Below are 25,560 nucleotides of genomic sequence, written 5' to 3'. Positions count from 1 at the left end.
GGCCAGGAACGACCGGCCACCTCGTCCCCCACGGCTTACGCCTTGTAGACCTTCACCGCCGCCTTCTTGAAGTCAGCCTCTTTCGACTGCGGGCAGGTCACGTCCAGACACACCTTGTTCACGAACACGCCTTCGTCGTGGAACACGATGAAGGTGTATCCCTTGGGCATGGTGTTCCGGCCCTGGGTCTCGACCGTCGCCTGGATCTTCCCGCGCCGGGACTCGATCCAGACCAGGTCGTTGCGCTTCAGGCCCCGCGCCTCGGCGTCCTTCGGGTTCATCCAGAGCTGGGCGGCCGGATAGGCCCGGTGGAGCTCCTCCACGCGCCGGGTCATGGTGCCGGTGTGCCAGTGCTCGAGCACGCGGCCGGTGCAGAACCAGAGGTCGTAGTTCTTGTCCGGCGCCTCGGGCGGAGCGGCGTACGGCCGGAAGAAGATCTTGGCCTTGTCGCCGAGCTTCACCTTCTCCTCGCCCGTCACCTTGTCCAGATCACCCTTGGGCAGTTCCTTGAAGGCCTTGCCGTAGAACGAGAAGCCCTTGCCCTTCTCGACGTACGGGTCGTGCTCCTCGTTGTACCGCCACACGGTCTCCTTGCCCTTCACCACCGGCCAGCGCAGACCGCGCACCTTGTCGTCGTAGTAGAGGTCGAAGTCCCCCAGGTCGTGGGCGTGGCCACGGCCGAACTGGGCGTACTCCTCGAACAGCGCCTTCTCCACGAACCAGTTGACGCCGAGGTACTTGACGGTCTGGTTGTCGTGGCCCTTGGCGACCGGGTCCGGCCACTTGAACTTCTTGTTGGCCTCGGTCTCGAAAAGCACCTTGTAGAGCGTGTCCTCGGGCGAGTAGCCCATCTTCTCGGCCTCGGCCAGCACGCTCGGCAGCTTGCCGTCTTCGAACCCCTCCGCCTTGAGGCCGGGAATCGACTTCTCGCCCCAGACCTCCTTCAGTTTGAAGCGCTTGGAGAACTCCAGCATCATCCAGACGTCGCTGCGCGAATCACCCATGGGCGGCACCTGCTGGCGCCAGACCTGGGTGCGGCGCTCGCCGTTGCCGTAGGCGCCCCACTTCTCGAAGATCATCGACGCCGGCAGGATCAGGTCGGCCACCTTGCCCGAGACCGTCGGGTAGGGGTCCGAGACCACGATGAAGTTGTCCATGTCGCGCGCCGCCTTCAGCCAGTGGTTGGCGTTCGGCGATGCCTGGAACGGGTTGTTCACCTGCACCCAGCAGAACTTGACCGACCCGTCCTCGAGGTCGCGCAGGATCTTCATGATGTGGCTGCCGACCTTCGGGTTGAGCGTCTTCGCCGGCAGCTTCCAGATGCCCTCGGTGGTCTCCCGGTGCTTCGGGTTGGCGACCACCATGTCGGCGGGCAGCCGATGGGAGAAGGTCCCCACCTCGCGCGCGGTGCCGCACGCCGAGGGCTGGCCGGTCAGGGAGAACGGCCCGTTACCCGGCTGGGCAATCTTGCCGAGCAGCAGGTGGATCATGTAGAGCTGCTCGTTGACCCAGCTGCCCCGATAGTGCTGGTTGAAGCCCATCGTCCACCAGGCAGCGACCTTGCGCTTCGGGTCGATGTACCAGTCGGCGAGCTGCTGCAGCTTCTTCTTGTAGGCATCCAGCGGCTCGTCCACGTCGCCCTTGGAGAGCTCGGCGACGAAGTCGAGCGTGTAGGGCTCGACCGCCTTCTTGAAGTCCTCGAAGCTGATGACCCAGTGAGCGTCGGGGTTCGCCGCGCTCTTCTGCTCCACCACCTCCCCTTCCTGGCGGCGCTGACCGACGGCCTCGTACTTGTCCAGCGCGACCTTCAGCTCCTTCGCCTGGATGTCCTTCTCGGCCGGGAACGCGAACTTGTCGGTCGGGCGCATGCCGTAGCCGATGTCGTAGGGCCCGGTGACGAAGGCGCAGTGCTTCTCGACGAAGGGCTTGTTCCAGGCGTCGCGGGCGACGATCTCTCGGGCGATGTAGTTCGTGATCGCGAGGTCGGTGCCGGGCCGGAATATGATCTCGACGTCCGCGATGTGCGAGGTCTGGTTGCGGAACGTCGTCAGGTTCACCACCTTGACGTTCGGGTTGCCAATCTTGCGGTCGGTGACGCGGGACCAGAGGATCGGGTGATCCTCGGCCATGTTGGCGCCCCAGGACACGATCGTGTCGGTGTGCTCGATGTCGTCGTAGCTGCCCGCGGGCTCGTCGATGCCGAAGGTCTGCATGAATGCCACGACCGCCGAGGCCATGCAGTGCCGGGCGTTCGGGTCCAGGTTGTTGCTGCGGAAACCGCCCTTGATCAGCTTGGAGGCGGCGTAGCCTTCCTGGATCGTGTACTGTCCCGACCCGATGACGGCGATACCGGTCGGCCCCTTCTCGTCGTAGGCCTTGCGGAACTGCTTCTCCATCTCGTCCAGCGCCTGCTGCCAGGTCACCGGCGTGAACTTGCCCTTCTTGTCGAACTTGCCGTCGGTCATCCGCATCAGGGGCTGCGTGATGCGGTCCTTGCCGTACATGATCTTGCCGTTGAAGTAGCCCTTGATGCAGTTCAGGCCCTTGTTGACCGGCGCGTCAGGGTCACCCTTGGTGGCGACCACCCGCCCGTCCTTCGTGGCGATCATGATGCCGCAGCCCGTGCCGCAGAACCGGCACGCCCCCTTGTCCCACTGCCAGCCCTCTTCGCCGCCACCCGCGGCGGCCGCGGCGGCCTCGCCTATGGGCAACCCGACCGCCATGGCCGTGGATGCCGCAACACTGCTCTTCAGGAAATCACGACGGGTAACAGCCATAGCCAGCCTCCTCGAGTGTCGTGCTGTTATTCCAGCCTTGGGGTCCGGTCCTACTCATTCAGAAACGGCGGAACTCGCGCGAGGCCGTCGTCCTCCTCCAACTCCGACGGTATCGCGTCGATGATCTCGCTGCTGTCCTCGAATCGGTGGTGCACCATCTCGGCGAGCACCACGTACGGAAGGGCCTTGATGCGCTTGAGTCCGTCCACCTCGGCGCCGATGGTCTCCCCCTCCTGGGTGATGACGATCCGCCCGGTCGCGGGGTCGGTGTGGTGCACGTCGACCCCGGGTAGCGCGGCGAGCTCCAGGACTGCCTGCTCCAGGCGCTCGGGCGGAACGACGACCAGGATTCCGGATATGTTCATGGGCGGGGGGGGGGACCTACACGCAAGAGTCTAGACGAGATTAATAACAGCCGACACGCCAGATCCGCGAGCGCTGGATTGACCAACGTCAAAAGTTGATTGTGTGGATAGGGTAAGCAGCGCTCCAACCGCCGGCAGGCCACGCCCGCCCCCCTCCAGGGGCACTCGAACCCGCCGGGTGTCGGCACCTCCCTACTCGGAGGATGAGGTCGGGCTCAGGGGCAACCCGGGGTCCTCCGGCGGTCCCTCCTCGTCCGCCTCGGACACCTCGGCGAGACCGGTCCGGCCGACCAGCGGGGCGAGCTCCTCGAGCGCGCGCTGGTAGACCTGCCGCTTGAAGAAGACCACCTCTTTCAGGGGGGTCCAGTAGTCCACCCAGCGCCAGTCGTCAAACTCCGGCCGCTCGCCCCGGGTAAGGCAGACGTCTGTCTCCTCCCCCACGAAGCGCAGGATGTACCAGCGCTGCTTCTGGCCCACGCACAGGGGCTGGCGGTGGCGGCGGATGAAGCGCTCGGGCAGGCGATAGCGGAGCCAACCGCGGGTGCAGCCGATGACCTTCACCTGAGAAACAGTCAGGCCGACCTCTTCGTAGAGCTCGCGAAAGAGCGCCTCGTCGGGCCTTTCGTGCCGCCGGATGCCGCCCTGGGGAAACTGCCAGGCGTCCTGGCCCACGCGACGCGCCCACAAGACCTGACCGCCCTGATTGATCAGGATGATTCCGACGTTGGGCCTGAAACCGTCGGCGTCGATCACGGTTGCTGGCTTCGAGTGCTCTGGTAGGATTCTTGCACAAGGCCCTGGGCACGGCAAATGCCCGTCGTCCCCGGGGGATGGGTCCCGCGCACTCCACGTGCGCACTCCACGGGAGACCGGTCGTGCAGCTTGCCATCTTCGATCTCGACAACACCCTCATCGCCGGCGACAGCGATTACCTCTGGGGCGAGTTCCTCGCCGAGCTCGGCAAGGTGGACGCCGAGGCCTTCCTGCGCGAGCACGAGCGCTACTACGCCGACTACCTCGCCGGCCGCCTCGACATCGGGGAGTTCCTGCGCTTCCAACTCGCGCCGCTCGCCCGCTTCCCCCTTCCCGACCTGCTGGCGTGGAGAGAGCGATTCATCGAAGAGAAGATCCGCCCCATCCTCCTGCCAGCGGCGGCCGTCCTGCTGGAGCGGCACCGGCGCGCCGGTCACCGGTTGCTGATCATCACTGCGACCAACCGCTTCATCACCCGCCCCATCGCAAGCCTGCTCGGGGTCGAGGATCTGATCGCGACGGACCCCGAGACCTCAGCCGGCCGATTCACCGGGGAGGTCGCCGGGGTTCCCGCCTACGCCGCGGGCAAGGTGACCCGATTCGATGCCTGGCTGGAGGAACAGGGGCAGCCCGCGAGCGAGACGTGGTTCTACAGCGACTCGCACAACGACCTGCCCCTGCTCGAGCGTGTGGACCACGCCGTCGCCGTGGACCCGGACGAGACGCTGCGCACCATCGCCCGGAGCCGTGCGTGGCCCATCGTCCACCTGCGGGAGGGAGCCTGACGAAACCGGGCTCCCGTGGGAGCCCGGCGAGGGGAAATACCGGTCTCGATCCCCCCGGTCCCGCCCCGGACCACGCCGGGAGAACAGGGCCGCGGGTGGCGGCGTGTCAGGCAGCCGTCGGCGCCGCCACCACTGCCTTCTTCGCCCGCACACGCTCGCGCTTGCGGCGGATGCGGGCCTTCTCCTTCATGCGCTCCTTGCGCCAGAACTCCTTCTCGAAGCGCTTGCCCTCACGGGCGAGGAATTTCTCCTTCGCCTTCTCCAGACGTGCCACCAGACGCGCCTCGCGGTCGTCCACTGGCACCGCCTTCTTCCGGGTGGCCGTGCGGGCCCGAGCGGATGCGGCGCGCCGGCTCGTGGTCTTGCGGGCCACTGCCGCCCTGGCGACGGTGCGGCGCGCAGCAACCGCTTTGCGCGCGGCAACTGTCCGGGTCGTCTTCTTCGCCTTCGCCTTCGCCTTCGCCGCAGCCGGCTTGGCCGTCGCTTTGCGGCCTGCCACGGCCTTCCGGGCACCCGCCTTTCTAGTAGCAGCCATCAATCCATCCCCCAGTTGTCTGCCGATGTCCCCGCTCCGGAACGCGCTTCGTCGAATCATCATCGTTGCGTCGGACGGTTATTGCGTACTGTAGTTCAAAAACACAATCGGTCAAGCAATCCGTGTGGAATCAACCGAGGGCTGCAACGATCGCGTCGCGGACAGACTCGACCGGCCCCACGCCGTCGATGCGCACGTATTTCGGTGCACGCGGATCGCCGGAACGCGCAAGCCCGGAGTAAAAACTCACGAGCTGTGAGGTCTGGCTGTGGTAGACCGCAAGACGCTTGCGTACTGTCTCTTCCCGGTCGTCCTCACGCTGGGTAAGCTCCTCGCCCGTGACGTCGTCCTTGCCGGGGACTTTGGGAGGATTGAAGACGACGTGGTACGTGCGGCCCGACGGGAGGTGGACGCGGCGCCCGCTCATGCGCTTGATGATCTCCTCGTCTTCGGCCACGATCTCCACCACGTAATCCACGTCCACGCCCTGCTCGCGCAGAGCCTCCGCCTGGGGGATCGTCCGTGGGAACCCGTCGAAGAGGAATCCGCTCGTGCAGTCCGGCTGCCTGATCCGCTCCGACACCAGGCCGAGGATGATCGAGTCGGAGACGAGGCCTCCCTCGTCCATGATCTTCTTCGCCTGCAGACCGAGCGGTGTGCCGGCCTTCACAGCCGCACGGAGCATGTCGCCGGTGGATATCTGGGGGATCCCGTAGCGCGCCTTCACGTAATTGGCCTGCGTCCCCTTGCCGGCGCCCGGCGGGCCCAAAAGGATGAGTCTCATCTCGCGTTCCCTCCTGTTATCGTTGACGACGTGCGAGAAATCAGTATGCCCCACCCCCCCGATCCCCGCCAGCGCGCCACGCGCCGCAGAACGACTCCGCAGCCCCGCGTCACCGGCAGGCGCGACCCTGCAGCGGCACGCGAGAACGTCCGCCCGTGAAACTGGAGCGCACGGATGGCGGCGTCCGCGCCAGCGTGAGCGCCTATCGTGAGGGCGCGGTGACGGTCGACGGGAAGGTCCTGACCCGCAGCTTCCTCCTCAGCACGGACCGCCTGCTGCAGGATTGGCGCCCCACGGCGGCGGCCGAGCTCGCGGCCTCGGACTTCGAGGAGCTCGCGGCACTGCACCCGCAGGTGGTCATCGTTGGCACGGGACGACGCCGCGAACAGCCGCCAGCCCACTGCCTGGAGCCGTTGATCAGGGCGAAGATCGGTTTCGAGACGATGGACACGGGTGCGGCGTGCCGCACCTACGGTGTGGTTGCGGCGGAGGGCCGCAGGGTAGTGCTCGCCGTGTTGATGCCGCGAGGCTAGCCCTCGAACACGGTCTCCACGGAAAAGCCCTCCCGCTCCAGGATCTCCCGCAGGCGGCGCAAGGCCTCGATCTGGATCTGACGCACGCGCTCCCGGGTCACGCCGAGCTCGTTGCCCACCTCTTCGAGCGTCGAGCTCTCGTGGCCGTGCAGACCGTACCGGCGCTCCACCACGGCTCGCTGTTTGTCGTTCAGCTTCGACAGCCAGAGGTCGATGTGGAGCTGCACGTCCCGGTCCTGGAGCAGCAGGGAAGGGTCGGTATTCTGCTCGTCGGGGATGGAGTCGATGAGGGACTTCTCGGTGTCCTGCGTCCTCGGGACGTCCACCGAGGCGACACGCTCGTTCAGGCCCAGCATGCGCTTGACCTCCTCGATGGGCTTGTCGAGCATCCCGGCCACGTCCTCCGGACTCGGCTCCCGATCGAGAGACTGCGCGAGCTTGCGCGCGGCACGCAGGTAGACGTTGATCTCCTTCACCACGTGGATGGGCAGACGAATGGTGCGGGTCTGGTTCATCAGCGCCCGCTCGATGGTCTGACGGATCCACCAGGTAGCGTACGTGGAGAAGCGGAAACCGCGCTCGGGGTCGAACTTCTCCACCGCCCGGATGAGGCCGAGGTTGCCCTCCTCGATCAGATCGAGCAGCGCAAGGCCCCGGTTCATGTACCGGCGGGCTATCTTCACCACCAGCCGGAGATTGCTGGTGATCATGCGCTTGCGCGCCTCTTTGTCGCCCCGCTGCCCCGCACGCGCGAAACGCACTTCTTCTTCCGCGGTCAACAGGGGGGAGTAGCCGATCTCGCTGAGGTACAGGCGGGTGGCGTCCATCTCCCCTTCCGGGATGTCCCGGGGAAAGGAGACGGTCTCCGGCTCGGCCAGCGCGGGATCCTCCTCGAGATCCTCCGCCAGAGTCTCGACCAGCCCCTCGCCGATTGCGGGTTCGAGCAGCTCGTCGTCGCCGAGCGCTTCTTCGCTCGGCTCGCGGTTCTGTTCGAGGACTTCCTCTCGCTCCTCGTCCCGCTCAAGCATCCGAATCCTCCTGGGGCAGGTCCCGGCGCGGAAGGTAAATCAGCGGATCGACCGGCCTGCCGTCCCGACGGATCTCGAAGTGCAGCTTCACCCCCTGTGTGCCGGTCTGACCCATCTGGGCGATGCGCTGACCGCCCGTCACCGAGTCACCTTCCTTGACCAGGAGCTTGTCGTTGTGCGCGTACGCACTCAGATAGCTCTTGTTATGTTTGACGATGATAAGCTTGCCGTATCCGACGAGTCCACTGCCCGAATAGACCACTCGGCCCCGCGCGGCGGCGCACACGGGCAACCCCGTTCGACCGCTGATGTCGAGGCCCTTGTTGCCTCCCTCGGAGAACCCGCGCAACACGCGGCCCGTGGCGGGCCAGACCCACGCAAGCACCTCGGGCTGGACCTTCTTCGCCGATTTCGCCGACGTCACCGGCTTCCGGGGCTTCGTCTCGACCGCTGCTCTCGCCCTCTCGCGTGGTGCGGTTGCGACCTGCTGGCTCCCTGGATCCCGAGCCTCGGTGGCCACCGGCTGCTTCGTCGGCTCCGGCACCTCCCTCGGAACCTGGCGCCTCGTCAGCTCCGACACCTCCGTCGCAGCCTCCCGCCTTGGCGGTTCCTGAGGCCTGCGGGCACCCCGGACGCGGGGAGCGTCAGGGACCGAGATGGAACCCACCACAGCCCGCTCCTCGACCGGGGCCCTGACGCCACTGGAACCACAGCCGGCCAGGGTGAGCACGACCACTGAACCGAGCGCACATCTCCAGGTCCAGGTGCGGGCCCTCACGCGCCGTCACCCGGTCCCGGCAACCAGCGGCACGAAGCTCACCGCCTCGAGAGTGCGCTGTTGAAAGCCTTCCTCCTCGCGCACCATGAGCACGAGGCGTTGCGCGCCGCGCGTGCCCACGGGGGCGACCAGGCGCCCGCCGGGGGCCAGTTGCTCGCAGAGTGCCTGGGGGATCGACGGGGCCGCAGCGGCGACCAGGATGCCATCGTAGGGGGCATGCTCCGGCCAGCCGAGCGAGCCGTCGGCCAGCCGCAGGCGTGCGTTGTTGATCCTCAGCTGATAGAGCCGCTCCCGGGCCTGGTGCAGCAAGGCCTGGATCCGCTCCACGCTGAAGACCGCGGGCACGAGTTGCGCCAGCACCGCGGTCTGGTAGGCACAGCCCGTGCCGATCTCCAGCACCCGCTGGGGAGAGCGCTCCCCGATCAGCAACTCGGTCATGCGCGCGACGATGTAGGGCTGGGAGATCGTCTGACCGTGACCGATCGGCAGCGCGGTGTCTTCGTAGGCGCGGCTCGCGAGCGCCTCGTCCACGAAGATGTGGCGCGGAGTGCGCCGGATCACCTCGAGCACCGCCGGGTTGCTGATCCCCTGCGCGCGCAGGCGGTCGATCAGCCGGTCCCGCGTGCGCTGGGAGGTCATGCCGATGCCGTTGAATCGCGTGGTCACCGGACCCGCAGGCCTCCGACCCAGCGCGAGAGGTCCTCTATTGCCGCATGCCGAGTGAGGTCGACGTGCAGCGGCGTGATGGACACGTAGCCCCCGGCGAGCGCATGGAAGTCGGTGCCCGGCCCCGCGTCCTGTCCCGGCCCGGCCGGCCCGATCCAGAAGATCTCCCGGCCTCGAGGGTCGTGGGTGCGCACGACGGGCTCCGAACGATGCCGCTGCCCGAGGCGGGTGACGCGAAATCCCGACAGCTCCTCGGCAGGGACGTCCGGCACGTTCACGTTGAGGATCGTCGCCGGGGGAATGGGCGAGGTCTGGAGGCTTCGCACGAGGGACACCACCACGTCGGCCGCCGTCTCGTAGTGCTGGAACTGGTCCCCCACCAGCGACACCGCGATCGCTGGCAGTCCGAGGAAACGCCCCTCCATCGCCGCGGCCACCGTGCCCGAGTAGAGCACGTCGTCGCCGAGGTTGGCCCCCGCATTGATGCCCGCCACGACGAGGTCCGGCTCGGGGTCGAGCAACCCGGTGATCGCGAGGTGCACGCAGTCGGTGGGCGTCCCGTCCACATAGATGAATCCGTTCTCGGCGCGCCGCGCGCGCACGGGGTTGCGCAAGGTGAGCGAATTGCTCGCGCCGCTGCGCTCACGCTCCGGCGCCACGACGGAGATCTCGCCGACCTCGCCGAGGCGTCGCGCGAGACAGACGATGCCCGGAGCCTGGTAGCCGTCGTCGTTGCTGATCAGGATGCGCACGCGGCGAACCGGTCCGGACGCTCAGCGACGCAGCAGGAACTCCAACAACGCCTTCTGAGCATGCAGTCGGTTCTCCGCCTCGTCCCACACGACACTCTGGGGGCCGAGCAGGACGTCCTCGGTGACCTCCTCACCCCGGTGCGCCGGCAGGCAGTGCATGAACAGGGCGTCCGGTGCGGCCAGCCGCATCAGGTCCCGATTGACCTGGTAAGCCGAGAAGCGCTCGATGCGCTGGGTCTGCTCGGATTCCTGGCCCATGCTCGCCCACACGTCGGTCGCCACCAGGTGGGCCCCCGCTACGGCCTCCCTGGGATCTCGCATCACCTCGACCCAGCCCGAGCCGGCCGCTACCAACTGCGGGTCCGGTTCGTATCCCTCGGGCGAGGCCACCCGCAGCCGGAACTCCAGTTGCCGGGCGGCGTCGATGTACGAGTGGCACATGTTGTTGCCGTCACCGATCCAGGCCACCGTGCGCCCGGCGATCGAGCCACGGTGCTCGAAGAAGGTCTGCATGTCGGCCAGCAACTGGCAGGGGTGGTGCCGGTCGGTGAGCGCGTTGATGACGGGCACACCGGAGTAGGCGGCGAAGCGCTCGATCTTCTCGTGCTCGAAAGTGCGGATCGCCACGGCGTCCACCATGCGCGAGAGGACTCGTGCGGTGTCCTCGATGGGCTCGCCACGCCCGAGCTGGGTGTCCCGCGGAGAAAGGAACAGGGTCGCCCCCCCGAACTGGACCATCGCGGCCTCGAAGGAGACACGGGTGCGGGTGGAGGACTTCTCGAAGACCAGAGCGAGCGTCCGATTCTTCAGGGGCTCGTCGATCACACCGTCGCGAAGCCGCGCCTTGAGCTCGGTGGCGCGGTCGATCAGGGCGACGATCTCCTCGGAGGTCAGGTCGAGCAACGTGAGGAAGTGCCGGATAGCCATGGAAGCCTCACACCCGCGAGCAGAATTCGCGGATCAGGTCGGCGAGCGTGTCCGCCAGGAGGTCGGCGTCCCCGCGCGTCAGGATGAGCGGTGGAAGCAGGCGCACCACTCTCTCGGCCGTCACATTGATCAGCACCCCGCGCTCACGGGCCTGCGCGACCAGGTCCCCGCAAGGGCGCGCGAGCTCGACCCCGATCATCAGTCCCCTGCCCCGCACGGCACGCACGCAATGGAGCCCCTGCAGCGCCCCGGCCAGGCGTTCGCGCAGATACGCGCCCGTGGCCTCAGCGCGCTCCGCCAGCCGCGCCGACTCGACTGTCTCGAGCACCGCCAGGGCGGCCCGGCAAGCGAGGGGGTTGCCCCCGAAGGTCGAGCCGTGGCTGCCCGGTCCCATCAGTTCCGCCGCGGCGCCGTGCGCGAGACAGGCACCGATGGGAACGCCGTTCCCGAGCCCCTTGGCGAGGGTCATGACGTCGGGCAGGACCCCGTCGTGCTGATGGGCGAACCAGCGGCCCGTGCGGCCGATCCCGGTCTGGATCTCATCCAGCATCATCAGCCAACCCTGCGCGTCACAGATCCGCCGCACACCCGCGAGGTAACCGGCACCGGGCACGATGATTCCACCCTCCCCCTGCACCGGCTCCACGAGAACCGCCGCCACGTCCTTGCGCTCGCGCGCCACCCGCTCGAGGGCCTCGAGGTCGTCGTACGGAACCTGCAGGAAGCCCTGGACCAGCGGCTCGAAGCCCACCTGGACCTTGCGGTTCGCCGTCGCGCTCAGGGTGGCGAGGGTGCGGCCGTGGAAGCTGCCTTCCATGACGACGACCACCGGCACGTCCACCTGGAGGCCGTGCCCGTGCAAGCGGGCGAGCTTGATGGCCGCCTCGTTCGCTTCCGCACCGGAATTGCAGAAGAACGCCCGGCTCATCCCCGAGATCCGCCTGAGCGCGTCCGCCAACTCTTCCTGGGCGGCGATCCGGTACAGGTTCGAGGTGTGGACCAGGCGGCCCGCCTGCTCGCACAGGGCCTTCGTCACCGCGGGGTGGGCGTGGCCGAGGCCGCAGACCGCGATGCCCGCGACGGCATCGAGGTAGCGGCGACCCTCCTGGTCCCACAGCCAGACGCCTTCCCCCCGATCGAAGGTGACCGGTTGGCGGGCGTACGTCCGCATCAGGGAATCTGTCATCACGCACTTCCTGAACGCAAAGAGGCCGCCCGCGGCTGCCGCCCGGCGTGTCCTCAGCCGGCGAAGTTCTTCGCCACGAACTCCCAGTTCACCAGCCCCCAGAGGGACTCCACGTACTTCGCCCGGGCGTTGCGGTAGTCCACGTAGTAGGCGTGCTCCCACACGTCGCACGTGAGCAGCGCCGTATTCCCGCTCGTCATCGGCGTGCCCGCGTTGCTGGTGTTCACCACCTCGAGACTGCCGTCTGCATTCTTCACCAACCAGGTCCAGCCGGAGCCGAAATTGCCGACGGCCGAACTGGAGAACTTCTCCTTGAAGGCCGCGAAGGAACCGAAGGCCTTGTCGATGGCCGCAGCGAGCGCCCCCGTCGGTGCGCCACCGCCGCCCGGCTTGAGGCAATTCCAGTAGAACGTGTGGTTCCACACCTGGGCCGCGTTGTTGAAGACACCCCCCGAGGACTTGCGCACGATGTCCTCGAGCCCCATGGCCTCGAGCTCACTGCCCTTGATGAGATTGTTCAGGTTGGTGACGTAGGCCTGGTGGTGCTTGCCGTAGTGGTACTCGACCGTCTCCTCGGAGATGGTCGGGGCCAGGGCGTTCTTTGCATACGGGAGGGGCGGAAGCTCGAAGGCCATGGGAGTTCTCCTTTGGTCGACTCGCTGGACGGGGGCAGGACGGATGCCTGCAGCGTTTAAGGCAACGGGACCGCGGCGTAAGGTCGCCCCGCCCGAAGTGGAGCGAGTCTAGACACGGTGCCCGGGCGATTCAAGGCGCCCTCGTCCTACCAGCCGAGTTCACGCCAGAGGCAACGGCCACCGCTCGCCCGGTCCAGGGCGGCCAACCGGGCCTCGTGCGCGGCGGCCTCTTGCCCGTCCGCGTGATGGACGGGCAGCCGCGCGCGATTCCCGCTCCACGCCCCACCCTCTCCAGCCCGCTTCCCCATCCCCGCGGCGGCCCTCGGAACCAGGGAGAGCGTGACCTGCCCCCCCGTCATCGCAAGGTACACCTCTGCCAGCAACTGGGCGTCGAGCAGGGCCCCGTGCAGGTCCCGGCGCGAGTTGTCCACACCATAGTTCCGGCAGAGCGCGTCGAGACTGTTCTTCTTACCCGGATGACGCTCCCGGGCGAGCGCCAGGGTGTCCGTCACCGTGCAGTGGCGCTCCAGCGGCTCGAGGCCCACGGACAGTTGCGCAAGCTCCTGGTTCAGAAAGGCGACGTCAAAGGCCGCGTTGTGAATGAGGAGCTCCGCCCCGGCCAGGAACTCGAGCAGGTCGTGCGCCACGTCCGCGAAACGTGGCTTGTCCGCCAGGAACTCGTTGCTGATCCCGTGGACCTGGAGGGCGCCTGCTTCGACCTCACGCTCGGGGTTCAGATACTGATGAAAGGTGCGGTCGGTCACCCGGCGATTCACGATCTCCACGCACCCCACCTCGATGATCCGGTGGCCCTGTGCGGGGTCGAGACCGGTGGTCTCGGTGTCGAGGACGACCTGTCGCATGGATGCCCTTCTCAGTTCGGAGACTGACGGGCCGCCGCTTCGCGCGCCGCCGCGTCTACGCGCTCGTTTTCCGGGTGTCCGGCGTGGCCGCGCACCCATTGCCAGTCGACCGTGTGGGCAGAGCGCGCCCGATCGAGCCGCTCCCAGAGGTCGACGTTCTTCACCGGCTGCCCTGCCGATGTCTTCCAGCCCTTGCGCTTCCAGCCGGCGATCCACTCCGTGATGCCTCGCCGCACGTACTCCGAGTCCGTGTGCAGGCGAACGTGGCAGGGGCGTTTCAGCGCCTCGAGGGCGTAAATGGCGCCCAGCAACTCCATCCGGTTGTTGGTGGTGTGGGGCTCGCCCCCGGAGATCACCTTCTCGTGGCCATTGTAGCGCAGCAGCGCCGCCCACCCGCCGGGCCCCGGGTTACCGCGGCAGGCACCATCGGTGAAGGCCTCGACCCTGTCCCGCGTCACGCCGCCAGGTCCCCCCCGCGTCGAGTGGGTGGCATCTCCAGCCCGGGGTCCCAACGGGCCGACGGCTCGGCCAGGCGGACCCCAACGAGGCCCCGGCGCGGCAACCAGCGCGGCTTGATGGGCGTCAGCGTCGCGACGCGCTTGCGTGCGACGATCACGTAGACACCGCCGGTATAGGGCCACAGGCGGGCACCGATGGACTCCAGCCGGCGAAGCCGCCGCAGCAGCGCCGGACGGGAGAACGGCGGGCGGAAGAACACCATACGCACCTCCGTCGCCTCGAATCCGAGCAGCGCGAGCCAGTCCTTGACCCGCGTCGGACTGACGAAGCGCCCCGACCAGGGCGGACCGGCGCGTCGCCGCTCTGCGGCCCGCCACAGCCCGAGGAGGCTGAACGGGTTGAAGCCCGCCAGCACGAGGTGTCCTTCCGGGACCAGCACCCTCTCCGCCTCGCGCAGCGCCTCGTGCGGCGAGTCCTGAAACTCCAGTACGTGCTGCAGCACGACGACGTCGACGCTGTCGGCCGCGAACGGGAGCGCCTGGGGTGACCCCACGACCGACGTACACTCCGCGTCGAACCTCGGGCGCGCGTCCGTCACCCAGACACGGCTGCGGATGCGGCTGGCGCTGAGGGCCTGTGGGTCACACAGACTGCCCACCTGCAACAGATAGTAACCGAAGAGATTCGGAAGGAATTCCTCGAGCGCCGCACGCTCCGCCGCAAGAACCGCGCGGCCCGGCCAGGAGGTGGACCAGGCCCTCAGCCGAGCCCCCAGCGTCAACGGGGCCACGCCACGGGGCTCGCCACCGTCACGGACCGTGAACCACTGTCGGCACTCACCGATGTCTCCGCAGACGCTTGACCGACCGCACGCAAACTCCTACGCTACCAGCACGATGACAATAAGAGCGACCCGGCGCCTGATCGTCCCGGGGGTTCTGGTCGGTATTGTATCGCTCTCTTCCGGCTGTGGGCTCCAGCCTGCGCGCTCTGGTTTCGGCGCGGATGCGGAAGGGTGGGACTTCGGCCAAGTAACCTCTAGCGACGGACGTCCCGTGACCGACTCGGGCAGAGGCGCGGTCGCGTCCGACGTAAAGGCGTATCGGAGCGCCCCGCGTGGCCGCTTCAAACCGGAGCCCGGCAGCAAGGATTCCCCCGACCTGTGGGCGCGGATCCGCAGCGGGTTCAGCATGCCGTCGCCGGAGCAACCGGCGATCGATGCGGAAATCGACCGATACGTGCGCAATACGAGTTTCCTGGACCGCACGGCCCAGCGCGCACGGCCCTACCTGCACTACATCGTCGAACAGGTCGAGTCGCGGGGCGTGCCGAGCGAGATCGCGCTCCTCCCCATCGTCGAGAGCGCGTTCCAGCCCTTCGCGTATTCGCCGGCGCGGGCGTCCGGGATCTGGCAGTTCATCCCGGAGACGGGGCGGCGTTTCGGCTTGCGGCAGAACTGGTGGTACGACGGGCGTCGCGACATCCTCGCCTCCACCCGCGCCGCTCTGGATTATCTGACGGCCCTGCGCGATCAGTTCGGTGGCGACTGGCAACTGGCGGTCGCCGCGTACAACTGCGGCGAAGGCGCCGTGGCCCGAGCGGTCCAGGAGAACCAGCGGGCGGGGCTGCCGACCGATTTCTGGAGCCTGTCCCTTCCGGAAGAGACCCGCAGCTACGTGCCGCGGCTCCTCGGGCTGGCGCGCGTCGTCGCGAGCCCACGCGCGTACGGGGTGCAGCTCGCCGCCATTCCGAACGAGCCGTATCTCACCCGGGTCGGGCTCCAGGGTCCCGTCGACCTGAACGTCGCCGCTTCGGCAGCGGGGATTCCGCTGGCGGACCTGCGCCACCTGAACCCCGGCTTTTCGCGCTGGGCGACGGACCCCGACGGGCCACACCACCTGGTACTGCCGATCCACAAGGCGGACTCCTTCTCTGCGCGCCTGAGCGAGATGCCCGAGCACGAGCGGCTGCCCTGGAGGCGCCATGTGGTGCGCCGCGGTGAGACGCTCGCGATGTTGGCAAGCCGCTTCGGGACGACACCGGACACGTTGCGTGAGGTGAACCAGCTGAGCGGCAACCGGGTCCGCCCCGGGAACGTCGTCCGCGTGCCGCTTGGCGCCAAGACCGCAAACGCCGCCGTCCTGGTCGCCGATGCATCCGAGGCCGTGGCCCAGCCCGCGTCCCGCTCCGCTGGCGAGGACGAGAACAGGGGACGGAAGACCCCCGCGACTCTCAGGGTGAGCGAGCCGGCAGCGGTCACCCAGAAGTTCGTCGTCCGTCCGGGCGAGACGCTCTACTCGCTGGCTCGCCGCTACGGCGTGACGCCGCAGGCGCTGGCGAGCATGAATGGCATCTCGTCCAAGACTGGCGTGAAGGCGGGCCAGACCCTGGCGGTCCATGTTCAGGACGATCGCACCGTGGTGGCCAGCGCAGGCGGGCCGCCCAACAAGACCGAGGCGGGCCAGAAGGGCGGCAAGGCCGAGCCCGAGAAGGCGACGAGGCCCGATGCCGCCGCCTCCGCCCCAGGCAAGAAGGCAGCCGCCACCCAGGTAGCCAGTGTCGTAGCGCCTGCCAAGCCTGGCGCTGCGAAGCCCGACACTGGAAAGGCGTCCGCCGCGGCCACGAAGACAGCGAAGACGGCGAAGACGGCGACGCCCGAGTTGATCCGTTACAAGGTGAAACCCGGCGAGACGCTCTGGGCGATCTCCCAACGCTTCGGTGTCAGCCCGGCGATGCTCCGGCGCTGGAACAAGCTCGGGGAGAGTCAGGGAGTACGGGCAGGCCAGGAGTTGAACGTCTACCGCGAAGACACACGCGTCGCGCGAGCTGGTTGACCCCCTCTCCGTACAGACTTCCTGCCGCCGGGCCACCCCTGGGGCCCTCGGCGCCTCGCGGCCGTCCGCCCACTCCATGAGTTCCGGTCCAGACGAAACCCTGCCCGGTCACGGTCCCGCTGACGCTCCGCGCAAGCTCGGCAAGTACGAGTTGCTCGCGCCCATCGGGCGGGGTGCGATGGGCGTGGTCTACCTCGGCCATGACCCCTTTGCGGAACGCCCGGTCGCCATCAAGGTAGGAGGCATCCCCACTTCCGCCGAGGCCGCCCGGCTCTCGCACCGGATCTTCTTCAACGAGGCCCGGCTCGCGGGCCTGTTGAAACATCCGAACATCCTGTCCGTCTACGATGCCGGCGAGGAGGACGGGCGGCCCTACATCGTCATGGAGTACGTGGAGGGGTCGCGGACGCTCAAGGACCACTGCCAGGCGGACTCCCTCCTGCCGCTGCGGCGCGTGGTGGAAATCGCGTTCAAGTGTGCGCGTGCGTTGGACTACGCGCACCGCGCGGGGGTCATCCACCGGGATATCAAGTCGAGCAACATCCTGCTGACCCCCAACGGCGACGTGAAGATCGCGGACTTCGGCATCGCCCGCAAGCTGCACTCGGACACCACGCAGGTCATGGGGATGGTCGGGTCACCGCGGTACATGTCTCCCGAACAGGCCCAGGAAGCGGAGCTGACCCACCAGACGGACCTCTACTCGCTCGGCGTCGTGATCTACGAACTCCTCGCCGGGCGCACGCCCTTCCAGGCGGAGAACCTCTCGAGGCTCATCTACCGCATCGTCCACGACGCCCCACCGCCCGTGCGCACCCTGCGCGCGGACATCCCCCCGGAGCTCGAGGCCATCGTCATGAAGGCGCTGGCGCGGGACCGCGCCCAGCGTTACGCGATGGGCAACGAGATGGCGGCCGACCTCTCGCAGGCCTTCGACCACCTGGACGGCGTCGAGGCCCACGTCGAAGAGCAGGAGCGGTTCGAGAGCGCCCGCAAGCTGGAGTTCTTCTCCGAATTCTCCGACGCGGAGCTGTGGGAAGTGGTGCGTGCCGCCAGCGGCCACCGTTTCACCGGCGGTGACCGGATCGTGAGCGAGGGCGCGATCGAGGATTTTTTCTACATCATCGTGTCGGGTGACGTCATGGTGAAGAAGGGGTCCCGGGTTCTGAGCTCGCTCGCTGCCGGAGACTGCTTCGGAGAGATGGGCTACTTCGGAAAGGTGCCCCGCAGCGCCAACATCGTCGCCCTGAACGACGTCTCCGCCCTCCGGCTCGGCGCGAGCCACGTGGAACAGGTCTCCGCCGGGGCCCAACTCCGATTCCTGCGGGCCTTCGTGAAGACGCTGGTGTCCCGGCTCGGCAAGACCAGCGAGACCCTCGCGCGCCCCTGAGCGTCGGGCGCGATGCGCCCTGCTTCTTCCCGTTACGACGAAGGGTACAGGTGGCAGGCCACCCGGTGGCCGGCACCGACCTCGACCGTCTCCGGATAGGTCTCACGGCACACGTCCACGGCCTGAGGGCAGCGGGGGTGGAAGTGGCAGCCCCGGGGCGGATGGGAAGGAGACGGCAGCTCGCCCTCCAGGTGGATCACCGCGCGCCCGCTCGTCGGGTCGGGGACCGGCACCGCTGAGAGCAGCGCCCGAGTGTAGGGATGGGCGGGGCCGCGAAGCACCGCGCCCACCGGACCTCGCTCCACGATCCGGCCCAGATACATCACCGCGACCTCGTGGGCGAGATATTCCACGACCGCCAGGTTGTGGGTGATGAACAGGTAGGCCAGCCCCAGGCGGTCCTGCAGGCTCCGAAGCAGATTCAGGATCTGTGCCTGCACCGACACGTCGAGCGCGCTCGTCGGCTCGTCGCACACCACCAGCCTCGGCTCCACGGCCAGGGCGCGGGCGATCGCGATGCGCTGGCGCTGACCGCCCGAGAACTCGTGGGGGTAACGGTCCGTGGCCCCGGGGCCGAGTCCCACCTGCGCCAGCAACTCTGCCACCCGGCTCCGTCGTGCAGGCCGGTCCGGCAGCGTGCCCTGGGCAAGCATCCCCTCCACCACGATGTCCCCCACCAGCATGCGGGGGTTCATCGAGGCGTAGGGGTCCTGGAAGACGATCTGCAGTTCCCGCCGGCGGCGTCTCAGGGCCGGGCCGGAGAGGTGGGTCAACTCCTCGCCGTCGAAGCGTACCGAGCCCGCGGTCGGGCGCCGAAACTGCAGGATCGCGTGGCCGACTGTGGTCTTCCCACAGCCCGACTCCCCCACCAGGGCGAGCGTGCGCCCCGCCGCAAGGTCCAGGTCCACCCCGTCGACGGCGCGCACCTGCGCGACGACCCGCTGCAGGAGCCCGCGGCGGATGGGAAAATGCACCTGCAGCCCCTGGATCCTCAGCAGGGGTGCCGGGGTCCCCTCCTCGGGAACGGCCATGGAGGTCCGGGCCACGGCGGGGCCGGAAGGCAGGCCGGGCGCCGCGTCCCGGCCTTCCGCGTACAGATGGCAGCGCACCCCTTGCCCCTCCCCGAGCGGGTGCCAGCCGGGCGCCGCGGCGCGACAACGCGCCCACGCCTGCTCGCAGCGCGGGGCGAAGCGACAACCCGGGGCGTCCTCGGTCAACGACGGCACCGTCCCCGGGATGACCTCGAGCGCTCCGCCCCGTTTTCCCACGGCAGGCAGGGCCGCGAAGAGTTTCCGCGTGTACGGGTGCAGGGGTCGGGCGAAGAGGCTGGCCGTCGCACCCTCCTCGACCACCTGTCCGGCGTACATGACCGCCACCCGCTGCGCCGACTCCGCCACGACCCCCAGGTCGTGCGTGATCAGCAGGACCGCCATTCCCCGTTCGCGGCGCAGCCGCTCCAGCAGTTCCAGCACCTGGGCCTGAATGGTGACGTCGAGCGCGGTGGTCGGCTCGTCGGCGATCAGGAGGTCCGGCTCACCGGCCAGGGCGCTGGCGATCATCACTCGCTGCTTCATGCCGCCGGAGAGCTGGTGCGGGTACTCGCTCACCCGCCGGGAAGGGTCCGGGATGCCGACCGCCTCCAGCAGCTCCACGGCCCGACGCAGCGCCGCCCGGCGCGACAGTCCCCGGTGCCGGCGCACGCCCTCGGCGATCTGGTCGCCCACGGTCAGCACCGGGTTCAGCGAGGACTGAGGCTCCTGAAAGATCATGGCGATGCGCCCGCCCCGAACGGCGCGCATGGCGTGCTCGGGCAGGCGCAGCAGGTCGGTCCCGTCGAGCCGTACGCTGCCGTCCACGACCCGCCCGGCCACCGGCAGCAAACGCAGGATCGAGAGCGCCGTCATGGACTTCCCGCACCCCGACTCCCCGAGGATCGCGTGCGTCTCCCCGGGCATCACCGTCAGGTCCACGCCGTCGACCGCGCGCACCGTCCCGCCCGGCACGCTCAGCGACACCCGCAGGCCACGGACCTCGAGGAGGGCCTGCGCGGAGGCGGTCACGCGGGACGCTCGCTGCCCCGCAGGCGCGGGTCGAAGGCGTCGCGCACCACGTCGGCGAAGAGGTTGGCGGAGAGCACCAGGGAGAACATGAAGACGAAGGCCGCCGCGAGGGACCACCAGACGACCGGCTCCCGGGCGAGCTCCAGGCGTGCGCTGTTGATCATGTTGCCCCAGCTGATGGTGGTCGGGTCGACGCCGATGCTCACGTAGGACAGCACGGCCTCGGCCAGGACGAGCCCGCTGAAGTCGAGCACCACCGTGATGAGGACGATGTGCATCACGTTGGGCAGGATGTGGCGCGACAGGATGCGTCCGCTCGCCACACCGAGGGCCTGCGCCGCCAGCACGAACTCCACCTGGCTCAGCTTGAGCGTCTCGGCGCGCAGCAACCGGGCGAGGCCCGTCCAACTGGTCACCCCCAGGATGATGCTGAGGAACAGCAGTCGCAGGTCTGCACGCTCGGCAAGGCTCTCGAAGTCGTCGGGGTGGTTGGCCATGTAGACCTGCAACATCAGGACCGCCGCCGCGATCAGCAACACCCCCGGTATCGAGTTCAGCGTGGTGTAGAGATACTGCACCGCGTCGTCGACGAGCCCCCGGAAGTATCCGGCCGAGATCCCGAGGGCGATGGCGAGGGGGAGCATCACGAGCGTCGAGACCGTGCCGATGACGAGCCCGGTGCGAACGCTCTTCAGGGTCTGGTACAGGACGTCCTGACCCACCTTGTCGGTGCCGAGAACGTGGTAGGCGCCCGCAAGGGCGACACCCAGGGTCACCAGGGTGAGCAGTACCCCCGCGGTCGCCAGGAACGCGCGCCAGGGCCACTGCCAATGCCCGGCCCAGAGGGCCCGCCAGAGGGGCCCGAACCGATCTCCTCGCCGGGCTGTCCGAACCGCGACGAAGAGGGCCACCAGGGCCAGCCAGAGGGCGATGCTCGCACCGAGTCCCGCGAGGGTCCGGAGCGCGATGTCCGCCCCCCTCCTGCCCGGGTCGCTCAGATGCGCCCCGCCGTGGACCAACCGGGGGTACTCCCGCGCCTGCCGTCCCCCCCCGAGGTCGAGGGTCTCCTTCGCATAGGCGTGGGTCCCGAACGGTGCGGAGTAGGTCTTCTCGACCCGCTCGCGCAGGGGCCAGACGAGAAGGTCGAAGACGCTCACGACCTCCGTCGAGTAGTGCTCGGCGCTGCCCCCCTCCTCCGCCCCGTCGAGCCGTGGGTGGAAGTGCAGCGAGTCCAGCAGGCCGACGGCGACGAAGGCTGCGAGCACCGTCCCCGCGGCGACCCCCTTGGGGCTGCGCGCCACGCGCCGCCAGGGCTCGCGCAGGTGCTCACGGCGTCGCGCGTGCAGACCGAAGACCAGCGCCACACCGACGAGGGTGAAGATCAGGGCATCGGTCCAGAGGACGACCGGCGCAATCACTCGAGGCGCACCCGCGGGTCGACGAGCGTGTAGGAGATGTCGGTCAGGAGCAGCCCCACGATGTAGAGCACCGACCCGAGGAACACCATGGCTCGGACCACCGCGAAATCCTGCTGGTGGATGGCGTCGATGGTGTAGCTGCCGAGGCCGGGGATGCCGAAGAACGCCTCCGTGATCAGGCTGCCCAGGAACAGCAGCGGCAGTACCACGACCACGCCGGTGAGGATCGGGATGAGGGCGTTGCGCAGAACGTGCTTGAAGAGCACGGCACGCTCGGCGAGCCCCTTGGCGCGGGCGGTCCGCACGTAGTCCCGGCCCAACTCTTCCAGGAAGAGCGTGCGGTACCAGCGCGTGCCTGACCCCACACCGGCCGCGAGGCTGACCAGCACGGGCAGGACGATGAATTTCAGCGCGTCCAGCCCCCCCTCGTAACCGGAGATGGGGACGAGACGGAGCAGCTTCCCCACGAGGTACTGCCCGCCGATGATGTAGAAGAGGCTGGACACCGACATCAGCACCACGGCGAAGACGACCCCCCAGGCGTCGAGGTACGTGCCGCGGAAGAACGCGAGCGTCATGGCCACCGTGACGTTCACCAGCAGCCCCACCAGGAGCGCCGGCACCGCGATGGCCAGACTCGGCCACGTGCGCTCGGCGATGTCGCGGGAGATCTCCCGGCCCTCGTCCGAACGCCCGAAGTCGAAGGCGAACAGTCGCACCGACTTCTGAAAGAAGATCGTTTCGGTCAGCGCGGCGAGCCCCGGCTCGGGCGCGTTCCAGAAGAGGGGGCGGTCATATCCCCGCTCGGCCTTCCACTTCTCGATGGCCTCCGGGGTCACGCGCTTCACCCCGAGGTGCAGGCGCGCCATGTCGTCCGGGCTGTTGACGACGAAGAAGAGGAAGAACGTCAGCACGTTCACGCCGACCAGGATGGGCAACGCGTAGAGCAGCCGGCGAGCCAGGTAGGCGATCACAGGGCGCCCCGGTGCTGGCGACGCCGGTAGCCCGCGATGGCCGGCACGAGCGAAAGGAGGACCGCGGCGCCGCCGGCCACGACCGGCCAGAGCACGGGGCGGTTCCACTCGGCGAGACGACGGGCCCTCAGGTCCGGGTCGACCCGGCGGTACTTCAGCGTGTTGTTCGCCATCAGGTTGACCTTCACGTTCGAGTACCAGCCGTGGTGCAGGGAGTAGGCCTTCGGGTGCAGCCCCCACATCCAAGGTGCGTCGCGGCGCGCGACCTCCACCGCACGGTCGATGAGGGCCTGGCGCTCGGGGCCGTCCTCCAGATCCTTGAGCGCCTCGAACAGGCGGTCGAACTCGGGGCTCGCGTAATTGGAGGCATTCTCCCCCCCGTGTTCCACCTTCCCGTTGGGCCCGTAGAGCAGGAAGAGGAAATTCTCGGGGTCGGGGTAATCCGCGTTCCATCCCCACTGGTAGATCTGCGCGGTACCCTTGCGCATCTTCTCCTGGAACCGGTTGTAGTCGGTCGCGCGCACCGCCAGTTGCACCCCGATCTTCGCGAACTGCTTGCGCATCCAGTCAAGCCGGGCCTTGTCGTCGGGGCCCGAGGCCGTGGTGTCGAGATTCAGCAGCAGGGGCTTGCCGGTCGCCTGATCGCGGCCGTGGGGAAAGCCCGCCTGCGCCAGCAGCCGCTTCGCCTCCTCGAGACCCCGGCGCGCGGCCCCGCCGTCGCGCCAGAGATAGACGTAAGGGTTGACGCCGGCATTGCCCTCGCGGTGTCCGAAGATCCCGGGCGGAACGGGCCCCTGCGCCGCGACTCCCCGGCCGTTGGCGAAGATGGAGATGAATTCCTCGAAGTCGACAACGATGGAAAGGGCCCGGCGCAGGAGGCGCGCGGGCTCGCCGTGGCCGCCGACGACGGGGTCGAGCATGTTGAACCCCGTGTACGAGGTCGAGACCCGCACCGCCGTCACCAGGCGCACGCCCTGCCCGCTCAGGCGCTCCGTCACCTCGGGGTCGCCCTGGCTGCCGAGACGTACCGCCTGGTCGAAGCTGTCGGAGGTGATGCCGGAGGCGTCGTAGTACCCCTGGAGGAACTTGCTCCAATAGGGGATGTCCTCCTTCTCCAGGCTGTAGACGGCGCGCTCGATGAACGGCATGGGCTTGCCGGCGTCTTCCAGCAGGCCGAGAGACCGGTCCTCGGGCTCGCCCTCTCCCGGGTACGGCTCGCCCCGAAAATTCGGGTTGCGCACCAGCACCATGCGCCGGTTCGGGTTGTTCTCCACCAGCATGTAGGGGCCCGTGCCGACCGGATACCAGTCCAGCACGAGGTTGCGTTCCGCCATTCCGGGCTGCGCGTAGAAGCGATCGACCTCCCAGGGCATGGGGGCGAAGAACGGCATCGCCAGCCAGTACAGGAACTGGGGATACTTCCCGCGCACGGTGATCCGGAAGGTGTAGCGATCCACCACCTCCGCACCCGGGACCGGAAACTCCCGCAGATCGAGAAAGGCACCCTCGCCCGCCCTTTGCTCACGCCCGGCGAGGGCCGCGCGCAGGGACTCGCCGTACCCGGTGAGGCCCGCGATGTACTCACCCATCACGCCGGCAATCGGAGAGTGGAGCCGCGGGTGGGCCATGCGCTTGATCTGATGAACGTAGTCCTCGGCCACCAACTCGCGCGTGCCGGTGCGTGGAAAGTCGCCCAACCCGCGCACCCGATCGAGCGCCCCGGGCGGCAGGTCGAGGTACAGCGCCCTTCCCTCCTCGTCACGCGCGAAGGCGGGGTGCGGCTGATAGAGGATCCCGGGCTGGATCCGCACCTCGTACACGGAGAGCGCGACCGCCGCGGCCGGCGCGTCCGGGGCAAGCGTGCGCCCCTGCGCGTCCCGATAGACCGGCTCGGGCATGGCCGCGGCCGTGAGGGGCACCAGTTGATACGGGCGCTTGAGGTAGTGGTACTGGAGGGGCGGCTCGTAGATCTGGCCGATGAACGCGTATTCGTTCTCGCTGTACGAGCGCACCGGGTCCAGGTGCTTCGGGCGCTCGGAGAAGGAGCTGAAAAGGACGTTTCCGCCGGCCTGTGCCCGCGGGTAGGGATCGTTCCAGGGCTGCGGTCCGCACCCCGCGAGGGCAGCGGAACACACTCCCGCCAGCAGGCGCAGGCACCGCGGGGAGAGAGCGAAAAAGCTGCGCGAACGAGGCGCCAAGCAGGTTTGCCTTTGGGGGGCCGACCGATTATAACTCGCCGGCATGCTCACACACTCGGGGGCTAACGCCATGGGTTTTCTCGAAGGGAAACGCGGCCTGATCGTCGGACTCGCGAGCAACCGCTCCATCGCCTGGGGGATCGCGCAGGCGATGCACCGTGAGGGCGCCACCCTGGCGTTCACCTACCAGAACGACAAGCTGAAGGACCGGGTCGAGAGCCTGGCGCCGGAGGTCGGCTCCAACCTGTGCCTGCCCTGCGATGTGTCGAGCGACGCGGAGATCCAGGCGCTCTTCGACCGGCTCGGCCGCGAGTGGGGCGCACTCGACATCCTGGTGCACTCGGTCGCCTACGCGCCAAAGGAGCAGCTCGAGGGCAACTTTCTGGACACCGTGACCCGCGATGGGTTCCGCACCGCCCAGGACATCAGCGCCTACAGTCTCGCCGCGCTCGCGAAGGGCGCGCGCCCACTCATGCGCGGGCGCAAGGCCGCGATCGTTGCCATGACCTATCTCGGTGCGGTACGCGCCGTGCCGCACTACAACGTCATGGGGATCGCCAAGGCGAGCCTGGAGGCGACGGTGCGCTACATGGCGGACAACCTGGGCCCCGAGGGGATCCGGGTGAACGCCGTGTCCGCGGGTCCCATCCGCACGCTCGCCGCCGCCGGGATCAGCGACTTCCGGCGTCTCCTGGACTACAGCGAGCGCAACACCCCGCTGCGGCGCAACGTCACGATCGAAGAGGTCGGAAACGTCGCGGCCTTCCTCTGCTCCGACCTGGCCGCGGGGGTGACCGGAGACGTCGTGTACGTGGACAGCGGATTCCACGTCACAGCGATGGGCTCCGGCCCGCTCTGAC

General features: G+C 68.4%; 24 protein-coding genes. 5 read left to right on the top strand and 19 right to left on the bottom strand.

What is annotated here, in order from left to right; translation table 11 throughout:
- Nucleotides 1-35: 35 nt before the first annotated feature.
- From napA to KA217_02850, 3 genes are all read right to left on the bottom strand, one after another.
- On the bottom strand, nt 36-2,777 hold the full coding sequence (gene napA, locus KA217_02860) for a nitrate reductase catalytic subunit NapA (GenBank protein MBP7711392.1): 2,742 nt from the start codon (nt 2,775-2,777) through the stop codon (nt 36-38).
- A gap of 50 nt (nt 2,778-2,827) precedes the next feature.
- Nucleotides 2,828-3,142 (bottom strand): chaperone NapD, encoded by a 315-nt coding sequence (locus KA217_02855; protein MBP7711391.1) that lies wholly within the window; start codon nt 3,140-3,142, stop codon nt 2,828-2,830.
- 192 nt (nt 3,143-3,334) lie between these two features.
- On the bottom strand, nt 3,335-3,895 hold the full coding sequence (locus KA217_02850; GenBank protein ID MBP7711390.1) for an RNA pyrophosphohydrolase: 561 nt from the start codon (nt 3,893-3,895) through the stop codon (nt 3,335-3,337).
- A gap of 122 nt (nt 3,896-4,017) precedes the next feature.
- Between KA217_02850 and KA217_02845 the strand changes: the two genes are divergently transcribed.
- Nucleotides 4,018-4,680, top strand: a complete 663-nt coding sequence (locus tag KA217_02845; protein ID MBP7711389.1) for an HAD family hydrolase — start codon at nt 4,018-4,020, stop codon at nt 4,678-4,680.
- A 106-nt stretch (nt 4,681-4,786) separates the two neighbouring features.
- Here the strand turns inward: KA217_02845 and KA217_02840 are convergent, their stop codons facing one another.
- Both KA217_02840 and adk read right to left on the bottom strand, forming a co-directional pair.
- Nucleotides 4,787-5,215: a hypothetical protein gene (locus tag KA217_02840; GenBank protein MBP7711388.1), complete on the bottom strand. Its 429-nt coding sequence runs from the start codon at nt 5,213-5,215 to the stop codon at nt 4,787-4,789.
- A gap of 130 nt (nt 5,216-5,345) precedes the next feature.
- The gene (gene adk / locus KA217_02835) at nt 5,346-5,999 is read right to left on the bottom strand and encodes an adenylate kinase (protein MBP7711387.1); all 654 of its coding nucleotides are present in this window, start codon (nt 5,997-5,999) and stop codon (nt 5,346-5,348) included.
- A gap of 155 nt (nt 6,000-6,154) precedes the next feature.
- Between adk and KA217_02830 the strand changes: the two genes are divergently transcribed.
- Complete coding sequence (locus KA217_02830) at nt 6,155-6,532, top strand: hypothetical protein (GenBank protein MBP7711386.1); 378 nt, start codon at nt 6,155-6,157, stop codon at nt 6,530-6,532.
- Here the strand turns inward: KA217_02830 and rpoS are convergent.
- The 10 genes from rpoS to KA217_02780 form a co-directional block, all read right to left on the bottom strand.
- On the bottom strand, nt 6,529-7,560 hold the full coding sequence (gene rpoS / locus KA217_02825) for an RNA polymerase sigma factor RpoS (protein ID MBP7711385.1): 1,032 nt from the start codon (nt 7,558-7,560) through the stop codon (nt 6,529-6,531). The two genes, KA217_02830 and rpoS, sit on opposite strands and share 4 nt — an antisense overlap.
- Nucleotides 7,553-8,338, bottom strand: a complete 786-nt coding sequence (locus tag KA217_02820; GenBank protein MBP7711384.1) for a peptidoglycan DD-metalloendopeptidase family protein — start codon at nt 8,336-8,338, stop codon at nt 7,553-7,555. Before KA217_02820 ends, rpoS begins: the two co-directional genes overlap by 8 nt.
- A gap of 6 nt (nt 8,339-8,344) precedes the next feature.
- Nucleotides 8,345-8,977, bottom strand: coding sequence for a protein-L-isoaspartate(D-aspartate) O-methyltransferase (locus KA217_02815; protein MBP7711383.1), 633 nt, complete (start codon nt 8,975-8,977; stop codon nt 8,345-8,347).
- Between the two features lie 23 nt (nt 8,978-9,000).
- Complete coding sequence (gene surE / locus KA217_02810) at nt 9,001-9,756, bottom strand: 5'/3'-nucleotidase SurE (GenBank protein MBP7711382.1); 756 nt, start codon at nt 9,754-9,756, stop codon at nt 9,001-9,003.
- A 21-nt stretch (nt 9,757-9,777) separates the two neighbouring features.
- Complete coding sequence (gene argF, locus KA217_02805; protein ID MBP7711381.1) at nt 9,778-10,683, bottom strand: ornithine carbamoyltransferase; 906 nt, start codon at nt 10,681-10,683, stop codon at nt 9,778-9,780.
- Between the two features lie 7 nt (nt 10,684-10,690).
- Complete coding sequence (locus tag KA217_02800) at nt 10,691-11,869, bottom strand: acetylornithine transaminase (GenBank protein ID MBP7711380.1); 1,179 nt, start codon at nt 11,867-11,869, stop codon at nt 10,691-10,693.
- 53 nt (nt 11,870-11,922) lie between these two features.
- A complete protein-coding gene (locus KA217_02795; GenBank protein MBP7711379.1) occupies nt 11,923-12,504 on the bottom strand; it encodes a superoxide dismutase [Fe] in 582 nt (193 codons plus the stop codon).
- 146 nt (nt 12,505-12,650) lie between these two features.
- Nucleotides 12,651-13,367, bottom strand: a complete 717-nt coding sequence (gene dnaQ / locus KA217_02790) for a DNA polymerase III subunit epsilon (GenBank protein ID MBP7711378.1) — start codon at nt 13,365-13,367, stop codon at nt 12,651-12,653.
- An 11-nt stretch (nt 13,368-13,378) separates the two neighbouring features.
- Nucleotides 13,379-13,825, bottom strand: a complete 447-nt coding sequence (gene rnhA / locus KA217_02785) for a ribonuclease HI (GenBank protein ID MBP7711377.1) — start codon at nt 13,823-13,825, stop codon at nt 13,379-13,381.
- Complete coding sequence (locus tag KA217_02780; protein ID MBP7711376.1) at nt 13,822-14,616, bottom strand: class I SAM-dependent methyltransferase; 795 nt, start codon at nt 14,614-14,616, stop codon at nt 13,822-13,824. The genes rnhA and KA217_02780 overlap by 4 nt, the downstream gene beginning before the upstream one ends.
- Nucleotides 14,617-14,881: 265 nt before the next feature.
- Here KA217_02780 and KA217_02775 point away from each other — a divergent pair, with 265 nt between their 5' ends.
- Both KA217_02775 and KA217_02770 read left to right on the top strand, forming a co-directional pair.
- Nucleotides 14,882-16,660, top strand: coding sequence for a LysM peptidoglycan-binding domain-containing protein (locus tag KA217_02775; protein ID MBP7711375.1), 1,779 nt, complete (start codon nt 14,882-14,884; stop codon nt 16,658-16,660).
- Nucleotides 16,661-16,736: 76 nt separating this feature from the next.
- A complete protein-coding gene (locus tag KA217_02770) occupies nt 16,737-18,050 on the top strand; it encodes a protein kinase (GenBank protein ID MBP7711374.1) in 1,314 nt (437 codons plus the stop codon).
- A 32-nt stretch (nt 18,051-18,082) separates the two neighbouring features.
- On the opposite strand, the gene KA217_02765 is transcribed toward KA217_02770, so the two are convergent.
- Genes KA217_02765 through KA217_02750 form a run of 4 tightly spaced genes read right to left on the bottom strand, consistent with a single transcriptional unit; the run spans nt 18,083 to nt 24,745 of the window.
- On the bottom strand, nt 18,083-20,110 hold the full coding sequence (locus KA217_02765) for an ABC transporter ATP-binding protein (GenBank protein ID MBP7711373.1): 2,028 nt from the start codon (nt 20,108-20,110) through the stop codon (nt 18,083-18,085).
- The gene (locus tag KA217_02760) at nt 20,107-21,525 is read right to left on the bottom strand and encodes an ABC transporter permease (protein ID MBP7711372.1); all 1,419 of its coding nucleotides are present in this window, start codon (nt 21,523-21,525) and stop codon (nt 20,107-20,109) included. The genes KA217_02765 and KA217_02760 overlap by 4 nt, the downstream gene beginning before the upstream one ends.
- The gene (locus tag KA217_02755) at nt 21,525-22,502 is read right to left on the bottom strand and encodes an ABC transporter permease (protein ID MBP7711371.1); all 978 of its coding nucleotides are present in this window, start codon (nt 22,500-22,502) and stop codon (nt 21,525-21,527) included. Before KA217_02755 ends, KA217_02760 begins: the two co-directional genes overlap by 1 nt.
- The gene (locus tag KA217_02750) at nt 22,499-24,745 is read right to left on the bottom strand and encodes an ABC transporter substrate-binding protein (protein ID MBP7711370.1); all 2,247 of its coding nucleotides are present in this window, start codon (nt 24,743-24,745) and stop codon (nt 22,499-22,501) included. Before KA217_02750 ends, KA217_02755 begins: the two co-directional genes overlap by 4 nt.
- Nucleotides 24,746-24,770: 25 nt before the next feature.
- Here KA217_02750 and KA217_02745 point away from each other — a divergent pair, with 25 nt between their 5' ends.
- A complete protein-coding gene (locus tag KA217_02745) occupies nt 24,771-25,559 on the top strand; it encodes an enoyl-ACP reductase (GenBank protein ID MBP7711369.1) in 789 nt (262 codons plus the stop codon).
- Nucleotide 25,560 lies beyond the last annotated feature (1 nt).

Source organism: Gammaproteobacteria bacterium, assembly GCA_017999615.1.
Classification (GTDB): Bacteria; Pseudomonadota; Gammaproteobacteria; order JAABTG01; family JAABTG01; genus JAGNLM01.
The sequence above is the reverse complement of the archived record's forward strand: the minus strand, read 5'-3'. Positions and strand labels throughout refer to the sequence as shown.